Below are 12,306 nucleotides of genomic sequence, written 5' to 3' on the forward strand. Positions count from 1 at the left end.
TGCACCTGCAATAATAGTTAATCGTAAACTAAAACACCTTTATGTCGTATGACGTCGGCTAGGACGCGTCAAGCGGGACGCAAGGCGCAGATCGCAGGAAGCGGCACGCATTGCGCATCTCCCAAAGGACGTGGCGCGGGAGCCGTGAGACAGATCCCATTCCCCTTCCGGCACTTTCCACTCCGCAGAATGCAGGACGCAAAGAGCGTGATGCAGACGCCAGAAGACATGCTCCAGAGCGCAGAGAGCGTGGCGCGTTTCGCATGGGACGGGATGCAAATCGCAGGGGGCGTGATGCATTCCGCAGACAACAGGAAACCGCCCCTTTGGGCCGGTTTTTCATAATGAGTACAAGCCCGTAGGCCCGACTCCGCTTGTGCTGGGAGTCGGCGGGCTTGTACGATCTTGGCAAGAAATAGGAGCGTATACTTCAGATGCCGCCGACCCGCCGTTTGACCGATCAGGAACGTCAGGAGATCGTCCGTGAGAGGGCGATGGGCGTTTCTGTGGGCGTAATGGCAGCGCGTTTCGCGGTGTCCGAGAAGACCGTCTACAATGTGCTGAGCCACGGTCGTCAGGCGCGTTCAGCAAATGGAAGCAGGACCCGCGTCCTGACCATGCGGGTGAGTGAGCGAGACCTCCGGGCTTTCGATGCCGCTCTTTCCAGGCACGGGTTGGATCACCGCTCTGACGCCCTTCGCCGGCTTGTGGCCTGCGCAAGCGATCTGCTCTCCCCGGATGAGGATATGGCAGAGCAACTGCGCGGCCTTGGCGCGGCGATGAACCGCGTCGGCAACAACATCAACCAGATCGCCCGGCGCCTGAACGAGGGGCGTGTCCGGGGTGAGCAGGCAGTTCTGACCGGGTCGGAGAAAGCGGAGATCCGGGCTCTGGCCGGGCTGGTCTTCACCATCGCCGACCAAGTCCAGGAGATGAGCCGCAACCGGCGGGCCACCCTCAAGCTGGAGGTGGACAAGGCGCTGGCACCTCTGATCCGGGAGGCTCGGGATGGCGCGCGCTGATGCCGTGAGGGCGGTCAACCCGGCGCTCTTTGACCGGGGCTGGAGCAAGGTCTCTGGCTCGGCCTCAGGGGGTCTTGGCAAACGGGCGCAGATGGTGCGGGCAGCCCGCGGCCATTCGCCGGCAATCTTCAAGGCGATCCGGCAAGGCGGCTGCCACACCGGGGCGCAGCTGCGCGCCCAGCTGTCCTACCTGACCACCAAGTCGAGCTTCATCCTCGACTCGCGCGGCACGCATGACGGCAAAAAGCTGCTCTCGCCTGGCGAGATCGAGCGGGTGGCGCGGCGCTTCGAGAACCAGTGGAACGAGCGGCATGCGCCGAAGCTGGGCCATACCGCACATCTCCTGATGGCCTTCCCTATCGGCACACGTTCCTCCGAGGCGCAGGAGATTACCCGCGAGATCTGCGAGCGCTTCTTCGAGGGTGACGGGGCGCAGTTCGACTATATCGCTGGGATCCACGAAGACCGCGCCCACCCCCATGCCCATATCGTGCTGAACCGTCGCAGCAAGGACGGCGAGATGTTCTTCCTCGGGAAGGATCATCACTTCAACTACGACGCCTTCCGCGAAGCCATGGTCGAAGCGGCCGAGCGCCATGGGTTGCGCCTCGAGGCCACGCGCCGCCTGGACCGGGGTGTGCTGACCCGTACCGCTAGCGACGTCGAGATCCGCAAAGCCATGGAAGAGGGCAGGGCACCGGTCGAGCGACTGCGAACCGGGGCTGACCTTGACCACGCCATTGCCGAGGTGGCGCGCAATGCCGCGATCTACCGCGGCCTCGCTGCCGAAGCCTCGCGTTCGAACTTCCACGATGTTGCGGAAGCCCTGTCCCGGGCCGGTGATGTGCTTGCCCGGGGTGATCGTATCCAGTCAGACGGAGTGTTGTATATGAGTGATGAAGTTCATGATTTTGACCAACTGATCGATCGGTTTTCGCAGAACATCCGCCAGATCGAAGGGCTGATCGAACGCGCCCCTGCGTCCGAGCGCCCGGTGATCGAGCGTAAACTGACCGATGTGCTGCGCGAGGTCTCGCATCTGCAGCCCTTGGGGGACCGCTCCGACACATTGCATGAGCCGGCGTCCCGGGACGGGATCTATGCTGCGCCGAACCTGGTGGAGGCCCACAGGGACCAGCTCGAGGATCCAGGTCTCAAAGCCCGTGTCACCGAAGCGGTGCAGGGGACCGGACTCGATAGCGACGCTGTTCTGGCCCGGATGCGTGAGGGTGCGGGCAATGCGGCACTGGAGCAGCAGTGGCTGGCGCAGGACCTGCGGGCCATCGCGAAAGAGGAACAACTTGATCTGCGCGATACTGTTCAGCGCGATCAGGCGATGGACAGGCTTGAGGCGGTTCATGGCAAACTGGGGGATGTGCTGACCGAGGCCCGCGTTCTGCGCGCCGTAGAGGACGTGGAGAGGGAAGGGCCGGAAAGGGAAGAGGGGGCAAGGCTTTCGGAAGCCTCCGCTCTCCGCGTTTCGACCGACAACGAAACCCTGCGTAGCGAGCCGGACATATTCAGCCCCACTGAGCGTCAGGAATTCCGGGCGCTGGTCAAACAGTTCCAGCGGACGGATTTCAGCTACCCCTATTCCGATGACCCGCGGGCGCGGCGTGATGGCGAAAAGCAGGTGGCCGAGGCGAAAGCGGCCTTCGATCGCTTTGCCGAGCGCTCGCCCCAGCATGCCGAAATTGCGACCATGGCCTGGGAAAAAGCCACCGATGTCATTCAGCCCCCGGCGAATGGCGTTCGGGCTGCACATCGGACCCTCCATGCCGGCGATATGGATCTTGCGCAGCGTGATCCGTCGATCCGCCTCGGCCCGATCACGGAGGAGGTACGCGAGATGGCGCGCTTCCGATTCGAGACCCCACAAGAGCAGATCCGTGACGCCGTCGGCCGGGAGATCAACCAGCTCCATGCTGCAGGCGCCTCCCGCGACCGCATCATCGAGAGGATCGCCAAGGTTGAGGCCGACACCCGCCAAGCCTATGCCGAACGCCGCAATCTGGATGCGACAGCGCCCCAACTGGCCTCCGCCTTGCGACAGGCGGCCGGCGGTAAGGTCGATCTGGCTTCTGACGCGGCGCGCCAGCGCTTCGTCGCGCAGGTCAATGACCGCCTGACACCAGCCGAAATCGACGATCTCCACCGCGGCGATGCGAAGGTGCTGGACCGGATAACCCCCAATGCGCTGGAACAGCTGCAGTTGGCGCGGGCCTATCTGGAGGCCAGGGAGGTGCATGCCAATGATCCGGCAATGGACCGGGTGCTTGAGCGGATCGTGGAAGAGCGCCATGGAGAGGATCTGAGGCATTCCCTCTCCCATGGCGAGAAGGGGATCACCCATGGATAAGGGACGCATGCTTCTTGGCGCTGTTGTTCTGACCCTGCTCGGGTTTGCCATCGGCTATGTGCTGGCGACGATCTATTTTGCCGTCCAGTACGGATACCCGACGAGCAGCTTCGATCTCACCCTGCTGGCGCGGAATTGGCTGGGGCTGAGAACCTCGGCTCCGCAGGATTTCCTCTGGGTGAATGGCATCATCCTTGGGACGGGTCTCGCAGCCCTGCTTCTGACCGCCACGATGCTCGGTGATGCGCTGACCCGCTTCGGCACTACCCATTGGCAAAGCCGGGCCGAGATGAAGCGCAACGGTTTCTTCGCCGGGACGGGGGCTGGCTTCCTGCTCGGCAAGATGGGCTCGCCGAAATCGAAAAAGCCGTTCATTGTCTCGCGGACGTTTCCGCATGCCTTGGTCGTGGCTCCGACAGGCCGGGGCAAGGGGGTCGGCTTCGTGATCCCGAACCTGCTGACCTATCGCGGTTCGGCCGTAGTCCTCGACGTCAAGGGTGAGAACTTCCGTGAGACCTCGCGCTTCAGAGCCTCCACCGGAGACAAGGTGTTCCGCTTCGCGCCCACCGATTGGGAACGGCCAACGCATCGTTACAACCCCCTAGCCCGGATCGCAGCCCTGAAGAACCCCGATCGCCAGCAGATGGAGTTGAAGCTGACAGCGAAGCTGTTCTTGCAGACCGACAACGAAAAGCTCAGTGGTCTGCTTGCAGGCGGGATCGATCTCTTCGTGGCGGCGGGGCTGCTGGCCTTCGAGCGCGGCAACCCGACCATCGGCGAGATCTACCGCATCACCGCCTCGGGTGGGAACAAGCAGCTGGAGTTCCTGAAGCGGGCGGAGGAGGTGAAGAACCCCTCGGCCAAGCTGATCTTCGAGCGCATGGCCTCGACCAACAACGACACGCTGACCTCTTACCTCTCACTCTTGATGACTTCAGGGCTTGATACCTGGGACAACCGGGCGATTGATGCGGCGACGGCGACCTCGGATTTCTCCTTCCGGGACATCCGCCGCCAGCCGCATGCGATCTATCTGGTGGTGGAATCCGAGATGGTCGGGCCACTGGCGCCCCTGATCCGGCTGTTCTTCTCTGATCTGATTGCATCGCTGCAGGCCGCTGAGCCCGGTAAGGATGAGCCCTGGCCGGTGATGATCATGCTCGATGAGTTCGACCGGCTGGGGAAGATGCCGATCGTGGCCGAGAGCATCAAGACGCTGCGGTCCTATGGCGGCAATCTGGCGATCGTCACCCAGACCATCCCGGCATTGGACGAGATTTATGGCGAGAACACTCGCCGCTCCCTGCAAGGCGGGGCAGGGGTGAAACTCTATCTGACCCCATCCGACCAGAAGACCATCGAAGAACTCAGCCAGGCGGTCGGCAAGACGACCAAGCGGGTGGTCACCCGGTCCCGATCGGTGGGGCGCAATCCTTTCGAGGGCCGCAGCGTCACGGAGCGCACAGAGGAAACACCGCTCCTCAATGAGGATGAGGCGCGGCGGCTGGATCTGGACGAGGTGATCCTCGTCGTCGATGCCCAGATGCCGATCCGGGCGCGGCGCATCAAATACTATGAGGATCCCGCCCTGAAGGCGATCCATGCCGCACAGAAGGGGGATCTTCCTTATCCGGATGCCGAAAAGCGGCAATACGATGCACGGCTGCATGAGGCCGAGGCGGCGGTTGCGAAACTGGCGCAGCAGCTGCAGGCGGTACAGCAGGGAGCGGCGCGACGGCAGGGACCCGACACCCCGCCCGACCCAAAACCTGTATTGCGAGCACCAGCCCGGCGTGGAGCGCTGGCTCTCGCGCCAGAGCCGATCAGCTTGGACCTTTCCGCGCTTGGGCAGACTGAGCAAAGCCGCCTTGCGGTTCAGAAAGCTGTCGTGACGACCGCCGAGATCATCGCTGGACATGGAGGCCCGGGAGTCACTGGCTAAACACGAGCGGGTTCAAAGCATGCCATCTTTGATCGGGGCCGAGGCGTCAACAGTTTTGGCCCTTTTCGGTCGGTCGGCCTCGACCAATGCTGCGTGGACGCATGACCGGAAACTACCGTTCGCCTTGCTCCGCAGAGATCTTCCCGTCAGAATGATATCGATGCGGGACAAAGCCGTCATCCTGCATTCAGGAGATCCAGGACGAAAGCAAGACGCTCCTCGACTGTCACTTTGGGAAGCTCAACAAGCTGGTAGCCGAAGCGGGCGTAAGTATCAGCCATGACCCGGCTGGTTGCTTCGGCTTCCTCGTGATCCTGCCTTCTTTCTGCGTCCTGCCCGAAAATGGTCTCCCAATATGGAGCGATAAAGACTATCCTGTTGTAGCGATATGTCTTCGCGGCAGCTTCGACATGGGCGGGAACCCGAAAGCCAGACAGCGTCAGATAGCCGACGACATCGGGGACGCCCCTGTCCATGAAAACCGGATTTTCCAACGCCGAAGCTTCATGCCACGACCGCAGCTCCCATCCGAGCATGAGTTCGGCAAACATGGCTTTGTCTGCCCATGGCAAAGCGGTGCCGCCAATCTGGACCTGATCGCGGATGATCGCCCGCCCGGCCTCGGGCATGGACGCAAATCCCCGTTCGTGCAGGGCGTCGATCAACGTGCTCTTGCCGGAACCGGGGCCACCAGTCACGACAAACATATGGCCACACATGTGCCATCCTTATTTTCCAATGGAGTGGGGCGCTGATGATCGACCCTGCAGGTCGATCTTTATGCACGTCCCTACAGGCTAGCGTCGTCGACGAAGGTCAGCAATGGGCTCCAAGCGTTGCCAGTGGATTCATGCGCTGACGGCCGTCCGGCACAAGCCCCACGATGGCTGCTCTGCGGGACTTTCCGGCCATTCGGCGATTAGCTGGTGCAATTGCAATATGACGAAGGAATTACTACGCAGCCGTAGCAACCGACAGGCATTGGTCCCTTCCACCGCCCGTCTTGGAGCGCCAGACTGACCTGCTTCAATCCTGGACGCTGCATCTTGCCCTCTGCGATAAGGCGGGTTGCAATGTCCATGTTGCGGGCCGACCAGTTGGAGCGGGCCCGACGCGGCGTCAGACGCTGGAACCAGATGTCTCCACCCGACCGCTTGAGACCGTCTATCCAGCCCCATACGAGACAGACCCTGACGCAATCGTCCCAATTGACCGAGCGGTGCCCCGTGGCCTTCTTGTGGACCCGAACCCAGAGTTCATCCGCTGTGGCGTGGTTCACTTGGAACCACGCCGAAAGGGCCTGCCGGTCCCGAAAGCCGAGGGCTGTCGTCTCGGGATCGGTCACAGCAGGACGATGATCACTGCGATCACCACGCCTGCCAGAAGATGATAAGCTCCGCTGACCAGTCCGTAGAGCCCCGGTCTGGGGATGTTCGGGTTGATCCCGGTATTGACAGTCGTCGGAGCCAGGTAGCCGAGGCCCACAAACACACCGACAGCCACCGCGCCACCGACTGTCCGGACCTCGAGGCTGGTCATGAGGACAGAGGTGGCAATCGCGGTGAGAAGCCCCCAGACCGCGGGGCCGACCATCATCAGTGGTGCGGGCCTTGCGCTCGGATCGTGCGCACGCCCCAGGGCGGCAGAGTAGGCTCGCCCGAACAGGACCGAAAACCACAGCCCGCCGAGGATGAAGGAGGCGACTGCGGCGGCGATAATGCCGGTCCAGCTGATATCCGTGAAGTTGAGCATCGGTCATTTCCGTTTGGTTGTATTCTGTGTTGGTGGTATATCCGCCCCCAACTGACAGTTTGCGGCAGTTGGGATCTTGGCCAAATCAGATCGTCTCTTTCGCCTGTTGCAGGCCATGCGCGTCATGCAGGCGCCCATCACCGCAGCGCGTCTCGCGGAGGAAACCGGCGTTTCCCTGCGCTCGCTCTATCGGGACATCGAGAGCCTGCGCATGGCGGGCGCCCAGATCGACGGAGAGCGGGGTTATGGCTACCGGCTGATCGAAGACGTCGCGCTCCCCCCGCAGATGCTCGACGCGCCGGAACTGGAGGCGCTTGCCCTGGGACTTGCCGAGGTGCAGGCAATGGGCGACCCGACGCTGGCGCGTGCAGCCGCTTCCGCCCTGGCCAAGATCGGGGCAACGCTTCCGGCGGGTCCTGAGCAACAGTTGCTGCATGCGGTATCGCAGGTCTACCGACCAGCGCCTCGCATGACCGCCTCGGAACATGTCGACCTGATCCGCAGGGCCTGTATCGCCGAGCGATCCCTGCGGATCTTGTATCGCGACGCCGAAGGCACCCAGACGCAGAGGGACATCCTGCCGCTGGCTGTCATGTATGCGGAACGCAGCATGACCTTGCTCGCATGGTGCTCTTCCCGAACGGATTTCCGGATGTTCCGCTGCGACAGGATCGAAAGCGCCACAGAAAACGGCGACAGCTTTCGCCCTCGTCGGGTGGCTTTGCTTCGAGATTACCTGGACCGGCTGAGGGGGCATTCGCTCGCGAGTTCCACATGCGAACGAACGTCGTGAAAGGGCTCAAACCGACAGCAACCGGTCGGCTAGGCCAGCGCGTCCGACCTGTCTCTCGCTCCAGGCGAGATCGGCCCAAAGTGGCCGCTCAGCTATCCAGGGTGCTGCATGGCAGCATTCCCCTAAGCCGCCCCTCGACAGGTGCCGCAACAAAGCTCACGCGGACAAGCTTTCATTCGCTACTTGAGAGCCAACGCTTTCACCTGACATGGAACCGCTGTCGATACTCACCCGGTGTGAGCCCGACGATGCGCAGGAAAATCTTACGAAAAGCGCTGGCATCGGCATAGCCGACTTCCCAGGCAATGCTTTCAATCGGTTGACGCCCGAACTGGAGCAGTTCCTGCGCCTTGGTCACGCGAAGACGTTGGGCATAATCCGTCGCAGTCAGCCCCGTGGCTTTGAGAAATCGGCGCAGGAATGTCCGCTCTTCAAGGCCAGCCTGTTGTGAAAGCACGCTGATCCGGGTTTCTCGCCCGCTGCTTTCGTGCAGGAAATGCTGCGCTTTCAGCACCGCGCTGTCACCGTGCGTCATCTTCGGAGCAAAACCGCTATAGTATCGCTGCTCGCGCCCAGGGGGATCCACCAGCATGGTCCGCGCGGTCTGCGCCATTACCGCCGGGCCAAGGAACCGTTCCACCAGCTTCAGGCCTAGATCGGTCCAGGCCATCAGCCCCCCCGCCGAAATGATGTCCCCGCCGTCGATCAGTAGTCGGTCGGTGTCGACGCGCGCGGTGGGAAAGCGCTCTTTCATGGTCTCCGCATAGGCCCAGTGGGTGGTGACCTCGCGGTCCTGCAGCAGGCCGGTCTCCGCCAGTAGGAAGGCACCCGCGCAGATCGAAGCCAACACGCTGCCTTCCGCATGTCGCGCGCGCAGCCAGCCCGCCAGAGGCGCTGCGGATGTCGGGGTAATGACAGGTTCCAGCGAGGGCGGCAGGATCAGCACATGGCAGCCTGATGCATCCGGGCTTTCCGGGAAGGGTTGCTCCAGCATGTGGACCTGCAGGGCGGGGGCTGCAGGTGCGGTTTCCCGCGCGATACGCCCCGCGATCCCGAACAGGTCTGCAAGACCCAGGGCCGCCGATCTCTGCGCGCCGGGATAGAGGATGATGCCGATGCGGACTGCGGTCATTTGACGGTAATGCCTCTACTTATGTCGATATCGCCAGTGGTACTGTCTGCCCTGCCGGACCATCTTGGGTCAAGGAAATCCGGATCTGAAAGGTCGAACCATGTCCAACCGCGCCATCGTCGTCGTTGACCTCCAAAATGAATACTGGCCCGGGGGTGGTCTACCGCTGGCGAACATCGCTGCCGCCGCCGCAAATGCCGCCCGCGTCATGGCCCATGGTCGCGCGACCGGTGACCTCGTGGTCAATGTCCGTCACGAGATGCCCGCAGGCGCGCCGGTCTTTGCGCCCGGCAGCCATGAATCGCAGATCCACGCGACTGTCGCCCCTGCCGAAGGTGAGACGGTGATCAACAAGGCCTTCCCGAACTCTTTCCGCGACACCGGGCTGAAAGTGCTGCTGGATGCAAAGGGCATCGAGGAGGTCGTGGTGATCGGCGCGATGAGCCATATGTGCGTGGACGCGACGGTGCGCGCCGCGAATGACTTCGGCTATCGCACCGTCACGATTCACGACGCCTGCGCCACCCGGGATCTGGAGTTCAACGGCATCACGGTGCCCGCCGCGCAGGTCCATGCCGCATTGATGGCAGCCTTTGCCTTCGCCTATGGCGAGGTCATCTCGACCGATGCCTTCCTTGCCCGCTGACTTTGACGGAGTGAACATCATGATCACCCGCAGACAGATGCTCGCGCTTTCCAGCGCGGCGATTGCGCTTGGCTCTGCGACTCCGGCCATCGCGCAGGAGGGGGCTCCGCCGACCACCGGTGCGACCGTGACCCAGATCCGCAACGCGACGCTGCGGCTGGATTACGCCGGGGTCCGCTTCCTGATTGACCCGATGCTGTCGGACCGGCACAGCTGGCCGGGCTTCGAAGGCTCGGTCAACAGCGAGGAACGGAACCCCATGGTCCACCTGCCGCTGCCGATCGCGGACATCATCGATGTGGATGCGGTGATCGTGACGCACCTGCATCCCGACCATTGGGACGAGGCGGCGCAGAACGCCCTGCCGAAAACCCTGCCGATCTTCGCGCAGAACGAAGCGGATGCCGCCGTCATGACCGGCCAGGGCTTTACCGATGTGCGGCTCCTGTCGGAAAATTCGGCCTTCAACGGCGTCAACCTGGTGAAGACCGCCGGTCGACACGGAACCGATGCGCATCTCCAGGCCATCGGCGACATCCTAGGCGATGTCTGCGGCGTGGTCTTCTCGGCTGCAGGGCAGAAGACCGTCTATCTGGCGGGGGATACGATCTGGAACGACGATGTGGCCTCCGCCCTGGCGACCCATCGACCCGAAGTCGCGATTCTGAACACCGGATACGCCATGATCGAGGGTCTGGAAGGCGGCATCATCATGGGCACGGAGGATGTGCTGAGCGCTCACAACGCTGCGCCCGAAACTCTGCTGATCGCGACCCATATGGAGGCGGTGAACCACTGCGTCCTGACCCGCGCCGAACTGCGCGCCTTTGCCGAGGCGAACGGGTTTGCGGAGAGGATTCGAACACCGGGTGACGGTGCGCAGGTTCACATCTAAACCAGCGGCAGGGTGTAGCGAGTGACCAGGCGCGCCGCTCCCTGCAAAGATTGCGCTCTAAATGGAATGATCGCTTTGGGCTCTAGCAACGTGCGGCGTTGCGGCAACCGAGAGCTTCGACGGTCTCGACGACCCGCCGCACGCTCCGACGGGGCCCGGCCCTTACCTGCCAGTCGGCGCCTGCGGCTACTGCAATGCAGCATTCCCGAAAGCTGACGCTTAGGCTTGATGCGGCCTGAGCACGCCGCCACCGTCGGCTATGCGGGACGAAGCAGTAACTCCGCCCCGTCCCACTCCCATTACCACGGCGATCTTCCGTCCGGCTCTACAAAGCCACCGCTGCTTTTAGCGTTCAGCGCATATTCCGCCGGAAGCCTCGCGCCTTCTTCGGGGGTCATCGTGCCATAGCCGGTCAGGTCGGTTTTCACAAAACCGGGGCTGATCGAGTTCACTTTGATCTTCGTGCCCCGCAACTCTTCATGCAGCTGGATCGTCAACATGTTCAGTGCCGCCTTCGAGGCGTTGTAACCGATGAACTGCTGTGAATAGTAGGGCGAGGTGGGATCGGCGTTCATCGTCAGCGACCCAAGCGCGCTCGATAGGTTCACGATCCGCGCTTCAGGCGCGGCGCGCAGCAACGGGAGCATCGCTTGCGTGACAGCCAGTGCGCCGATGAAGTTGACCTCCATCACGCGCCGCACGGCGTCTATTGAGGCTTTGCTGGGTGTCGCGTCAGCAAAATCGAAGATGCCCGCGTTGTTGACCAGAATATCCAGACGGCCGTAATCGGCAGCGATGGCTTCGGCCGTGTCGGCAATGGTCTCTGACCTGTCGAGGTCCAGCAAAACCGCCTTTGCGGTCAGCCCATCCCGCGCCAGAACGGCGGCGGCCTCGTCTCCACGTGCTTTGTCACGGCTGCCAATCAGCACATGAACACCGGCTTGCGCCAGCTTGCGGGATATCTCCAACCCGATGCCCTTGTTGGCGCCGGTCACGAGCGCAATGCGGTTCTCTGCCATTTTTGTGTTCCCTTCATAGCTCTGCGAACAATATATGAAGGATTTTTCAGGTTTTGGATTCGCATATGCCACCCCAAGTATCGCAATGGTCCAAGCCCCGTAAAACACCCGTGCAACGCCGCTCGCGCGTGACCGTGGACGCGATTTTCGAGGCGACCATTCAGGTTTTGCTGGCCGAGGGTCTGGCGCGCCTCACGACAACGCGCGTGTCCGAGCGCGCGGGCGTATCGGTCGGGACGATGTATCAGTATTTCCCGAACAAGCAGGCGCTGATCATCGCGTTGAACGAGCGTTACCTCAACACCTTGGCAGAACGTGTTGAAGGAACCTGCTCCCTCATGGCGGGTCAACCCGCATCAAAAATGGTCTCTGCGCTGATTGAGACCTATTGGACCACCAAGACCGAGCGGGCCGATCTGACGCAAGCCCTTTATCGTTCAGTTGCGGCGCTCGACAACAGTGAGTTGATGCAGGCTTTCGCAACGCGGGTCGATGCAGCAACGACGAAGATGTTTCGTCAGGCTTCGGATCTGCCGCCGGAGCATGCCGCAGAGATCAACCTGACCCTGACCACCGTGGTCTACGGAGCCGTGCGCAACGCCTTTGAGCGCCAGCTGGGCATGGAACAAATTACGGCGCTGAAGGCCAGCCTGACCGATATGTGTTGTGCCTGGCTGATCAGCTTCCAGCATCGGATACAAATGACCGCAAAGGACTCTTTGCGCCAACGCACGCTACAGTAGGTG

Annotated in this window: 11 protein-coding genes; 7 read left to right on the plus strand and 4 right to left on the minus strand. The window is 62.3% G+C overall.

Annotated features, from left to right (window positions below; genetic code table 11):
• Window positions 1-434: 434 nt before the first annotated feature.
• From mobC to DRF71_RS07555, 3 genes are read left to right on the plus strand one after another with little or no spacing between them, the layout of a single operon-like run.
• Window positions 435-1,022, plus strand: a complete 588-nt coding sequence (gene mobC / locus DRF71_RS07545; protein ID WP_112309799.1) for a plasmid mobilization relaxosome protein MobC — start codon at window positions 435-437, stop codon at window positions 1,020-1,022.
• Window positions 1,009-3,381 (plus strand): relaxase/mobilization nuclease domain-containing protein, encoded by a 2,373-nt coding sequence (locus tag DRF71_RS07550; RefSeq protein WP_112309800.1) that lies wholly within the window; start codon window positions 1,009-1,011, stop codon window positions 3,379-3,381. The genes mobC and DRF71_RS07550 overlap by 14 nt, the downstream gene beginning before the upstream one ends.
• Window positions 3,374-5,323 carry a type IV secretory system conjugative DNA transfer family protein gene (locus DRF71_RS07555; RefSeq protein ID WP_112309801.1) on the plus strand — a complete coding sequence of 650 codons (1,950 nt, stop codon included), beginning with the start codon at window positions 3,374-3,376 and terminating at the stop codon, window positions 5,321-5,323. Before DRF71_RS07550 ends, DRF71_RS07555 begins: the two co-directional genes overlap by 8 nt.
• Window positions 5,324-5,499: 176 nt before the next feature.
• Here DRF71_RS07555 and DRF71_RS07560 read toward each other — a convergent pair whose 3' ends face one another.
• Together DRF71_RS07560 and DRF71_RS07570 are read right to left on the minus strand one after the other, a co-directional pair.
• Entirely contained in the window at window positions 5,500-6,042 is a 543-nt protein-coding gene (locus DRF71_RS07560; RefSeq protein WP_198672088.1) for an AAA family ATPase, read from the minus strand.
• A 622-nt stretch (window positions 6,043-6,664) separates the two neighbouring features.
• Window positions 6,665-7,075, minus strand: a complete 411-nt coding sequence (locus DRF71_RS07570; RefSeq protein ID WP_112309804.1) for a DUF1761 domain-containing protein — start codon at window positions 7,073-7,075, stop codon at window positions 6,665-6,667.
• Between the two features lie 76 nt (window positions 7,076-7,151).
• Here DRF71_RS07570 and DRF71_RS07575 point away from each other — a divergent pair, with 76 nt between their 5' ends.
• Window positions 7,152-7,868, plus strand: coding sequence for a helix-turn-helix transcriptional regulator (locus tag DRF71_RS07575; protein WP_112309805.1), 717 nt, complete (start codon window positions 7,152-7,154; stop codon window positions 7,866-7,868).
• 199 nt (window positions 7,869-8,067) lie between these two features.
• Here DRF71_RS07575 and DRF71_RS07580 read toward each other — a convergent pair whose 3' ends face one another.
• Window positions 8,068-8,862 (minus strand): GlxA family transcriptional regulator, encoded by a 795-nt coding sequence (locus tag DRF71_RS07580; protein ID WP_232831346.1) that lies wholly within the window; start codon window positions 8,860-8,862, stop codon window positions 8,068-8,070.
• A gap of 238 nt (window positions 8,863-9,100) precedes the next feature.
• Between DRF71_RS07580 and DRF71_RS07585 the strand changes: the two genes are divergently transcribed.
• Together DRF71_RS07585 and DRF71_RS07590 are read left to right on the plus strand one after the other, a co-directional pair.
• On the plus strand, window positions 9,101-9,646 hold the full coding sequence (locus DRF71_RS07585) for a cysteine hydrolase family protein (RefSeq protein WP_112309807.1): 546 nt from the start codon (window positions 9,101-9,103) through the stop codon (window positions 9,644-9,646).
• A gap of 19 nt (window positions 9,647-9,665) precedes the next feature.
• Complete coding sequence (locus DRF71_RS07590; protein WP_232831347.1) at window positions 9,666-10,541, plus strand: MBL fold metallo-hydrolase; 876 nt, start codon at window positions 9,666-9,668, stop codon at window positions 10,539-10,541.
• Between the two features lie 299 nt (window positions 10,542-10,840).
• Here the strand turns inward: DRF71_RS07590 and DRF71_RS07595 are convergent, their stop codons facing one another.
• Window positions 10,841-11,560, minus strand: coding sequence for an SDR family oxidoreductase (locus DRF71_RS07595; RefSeq protein ID WP_112309809.1), 720 nt, complete (start codon window positions 11,558-11,560; stop codon window positions 10,841-10,843).
• A 65-nt stretch (window positions 11,561-11,625) separates the two neighbouring features.
• Here DRF71_RS07595 and DRF71_RS07600 point away from each other — a divergent pair, with 65 nt between their 5' ends.
• Complete coding sequence (locus DRF71_RS07600; protein WP_058099360.1) at window positions 11,626-12,303, plus strand: TetR/AcrR family transcriptional regulator; 678 nt, start codon at window positions 11,626-11,628, stop codon at window positions 12,301-12,303.
• Window positions 12,304-12,306: the final 3 nt, after the last annotated feature.

The organism is Pseudogemmobacter bohemicus, assembly GCF_003290025.1.
Taxonomy (GTDB): Bacteria; Pseudomonadota; Alphaproteobacteria; order Rhodobacterales; family Rhodobacteraceae; genus Pseudogemmobacter; species Pseudogemmobacter bohemicus.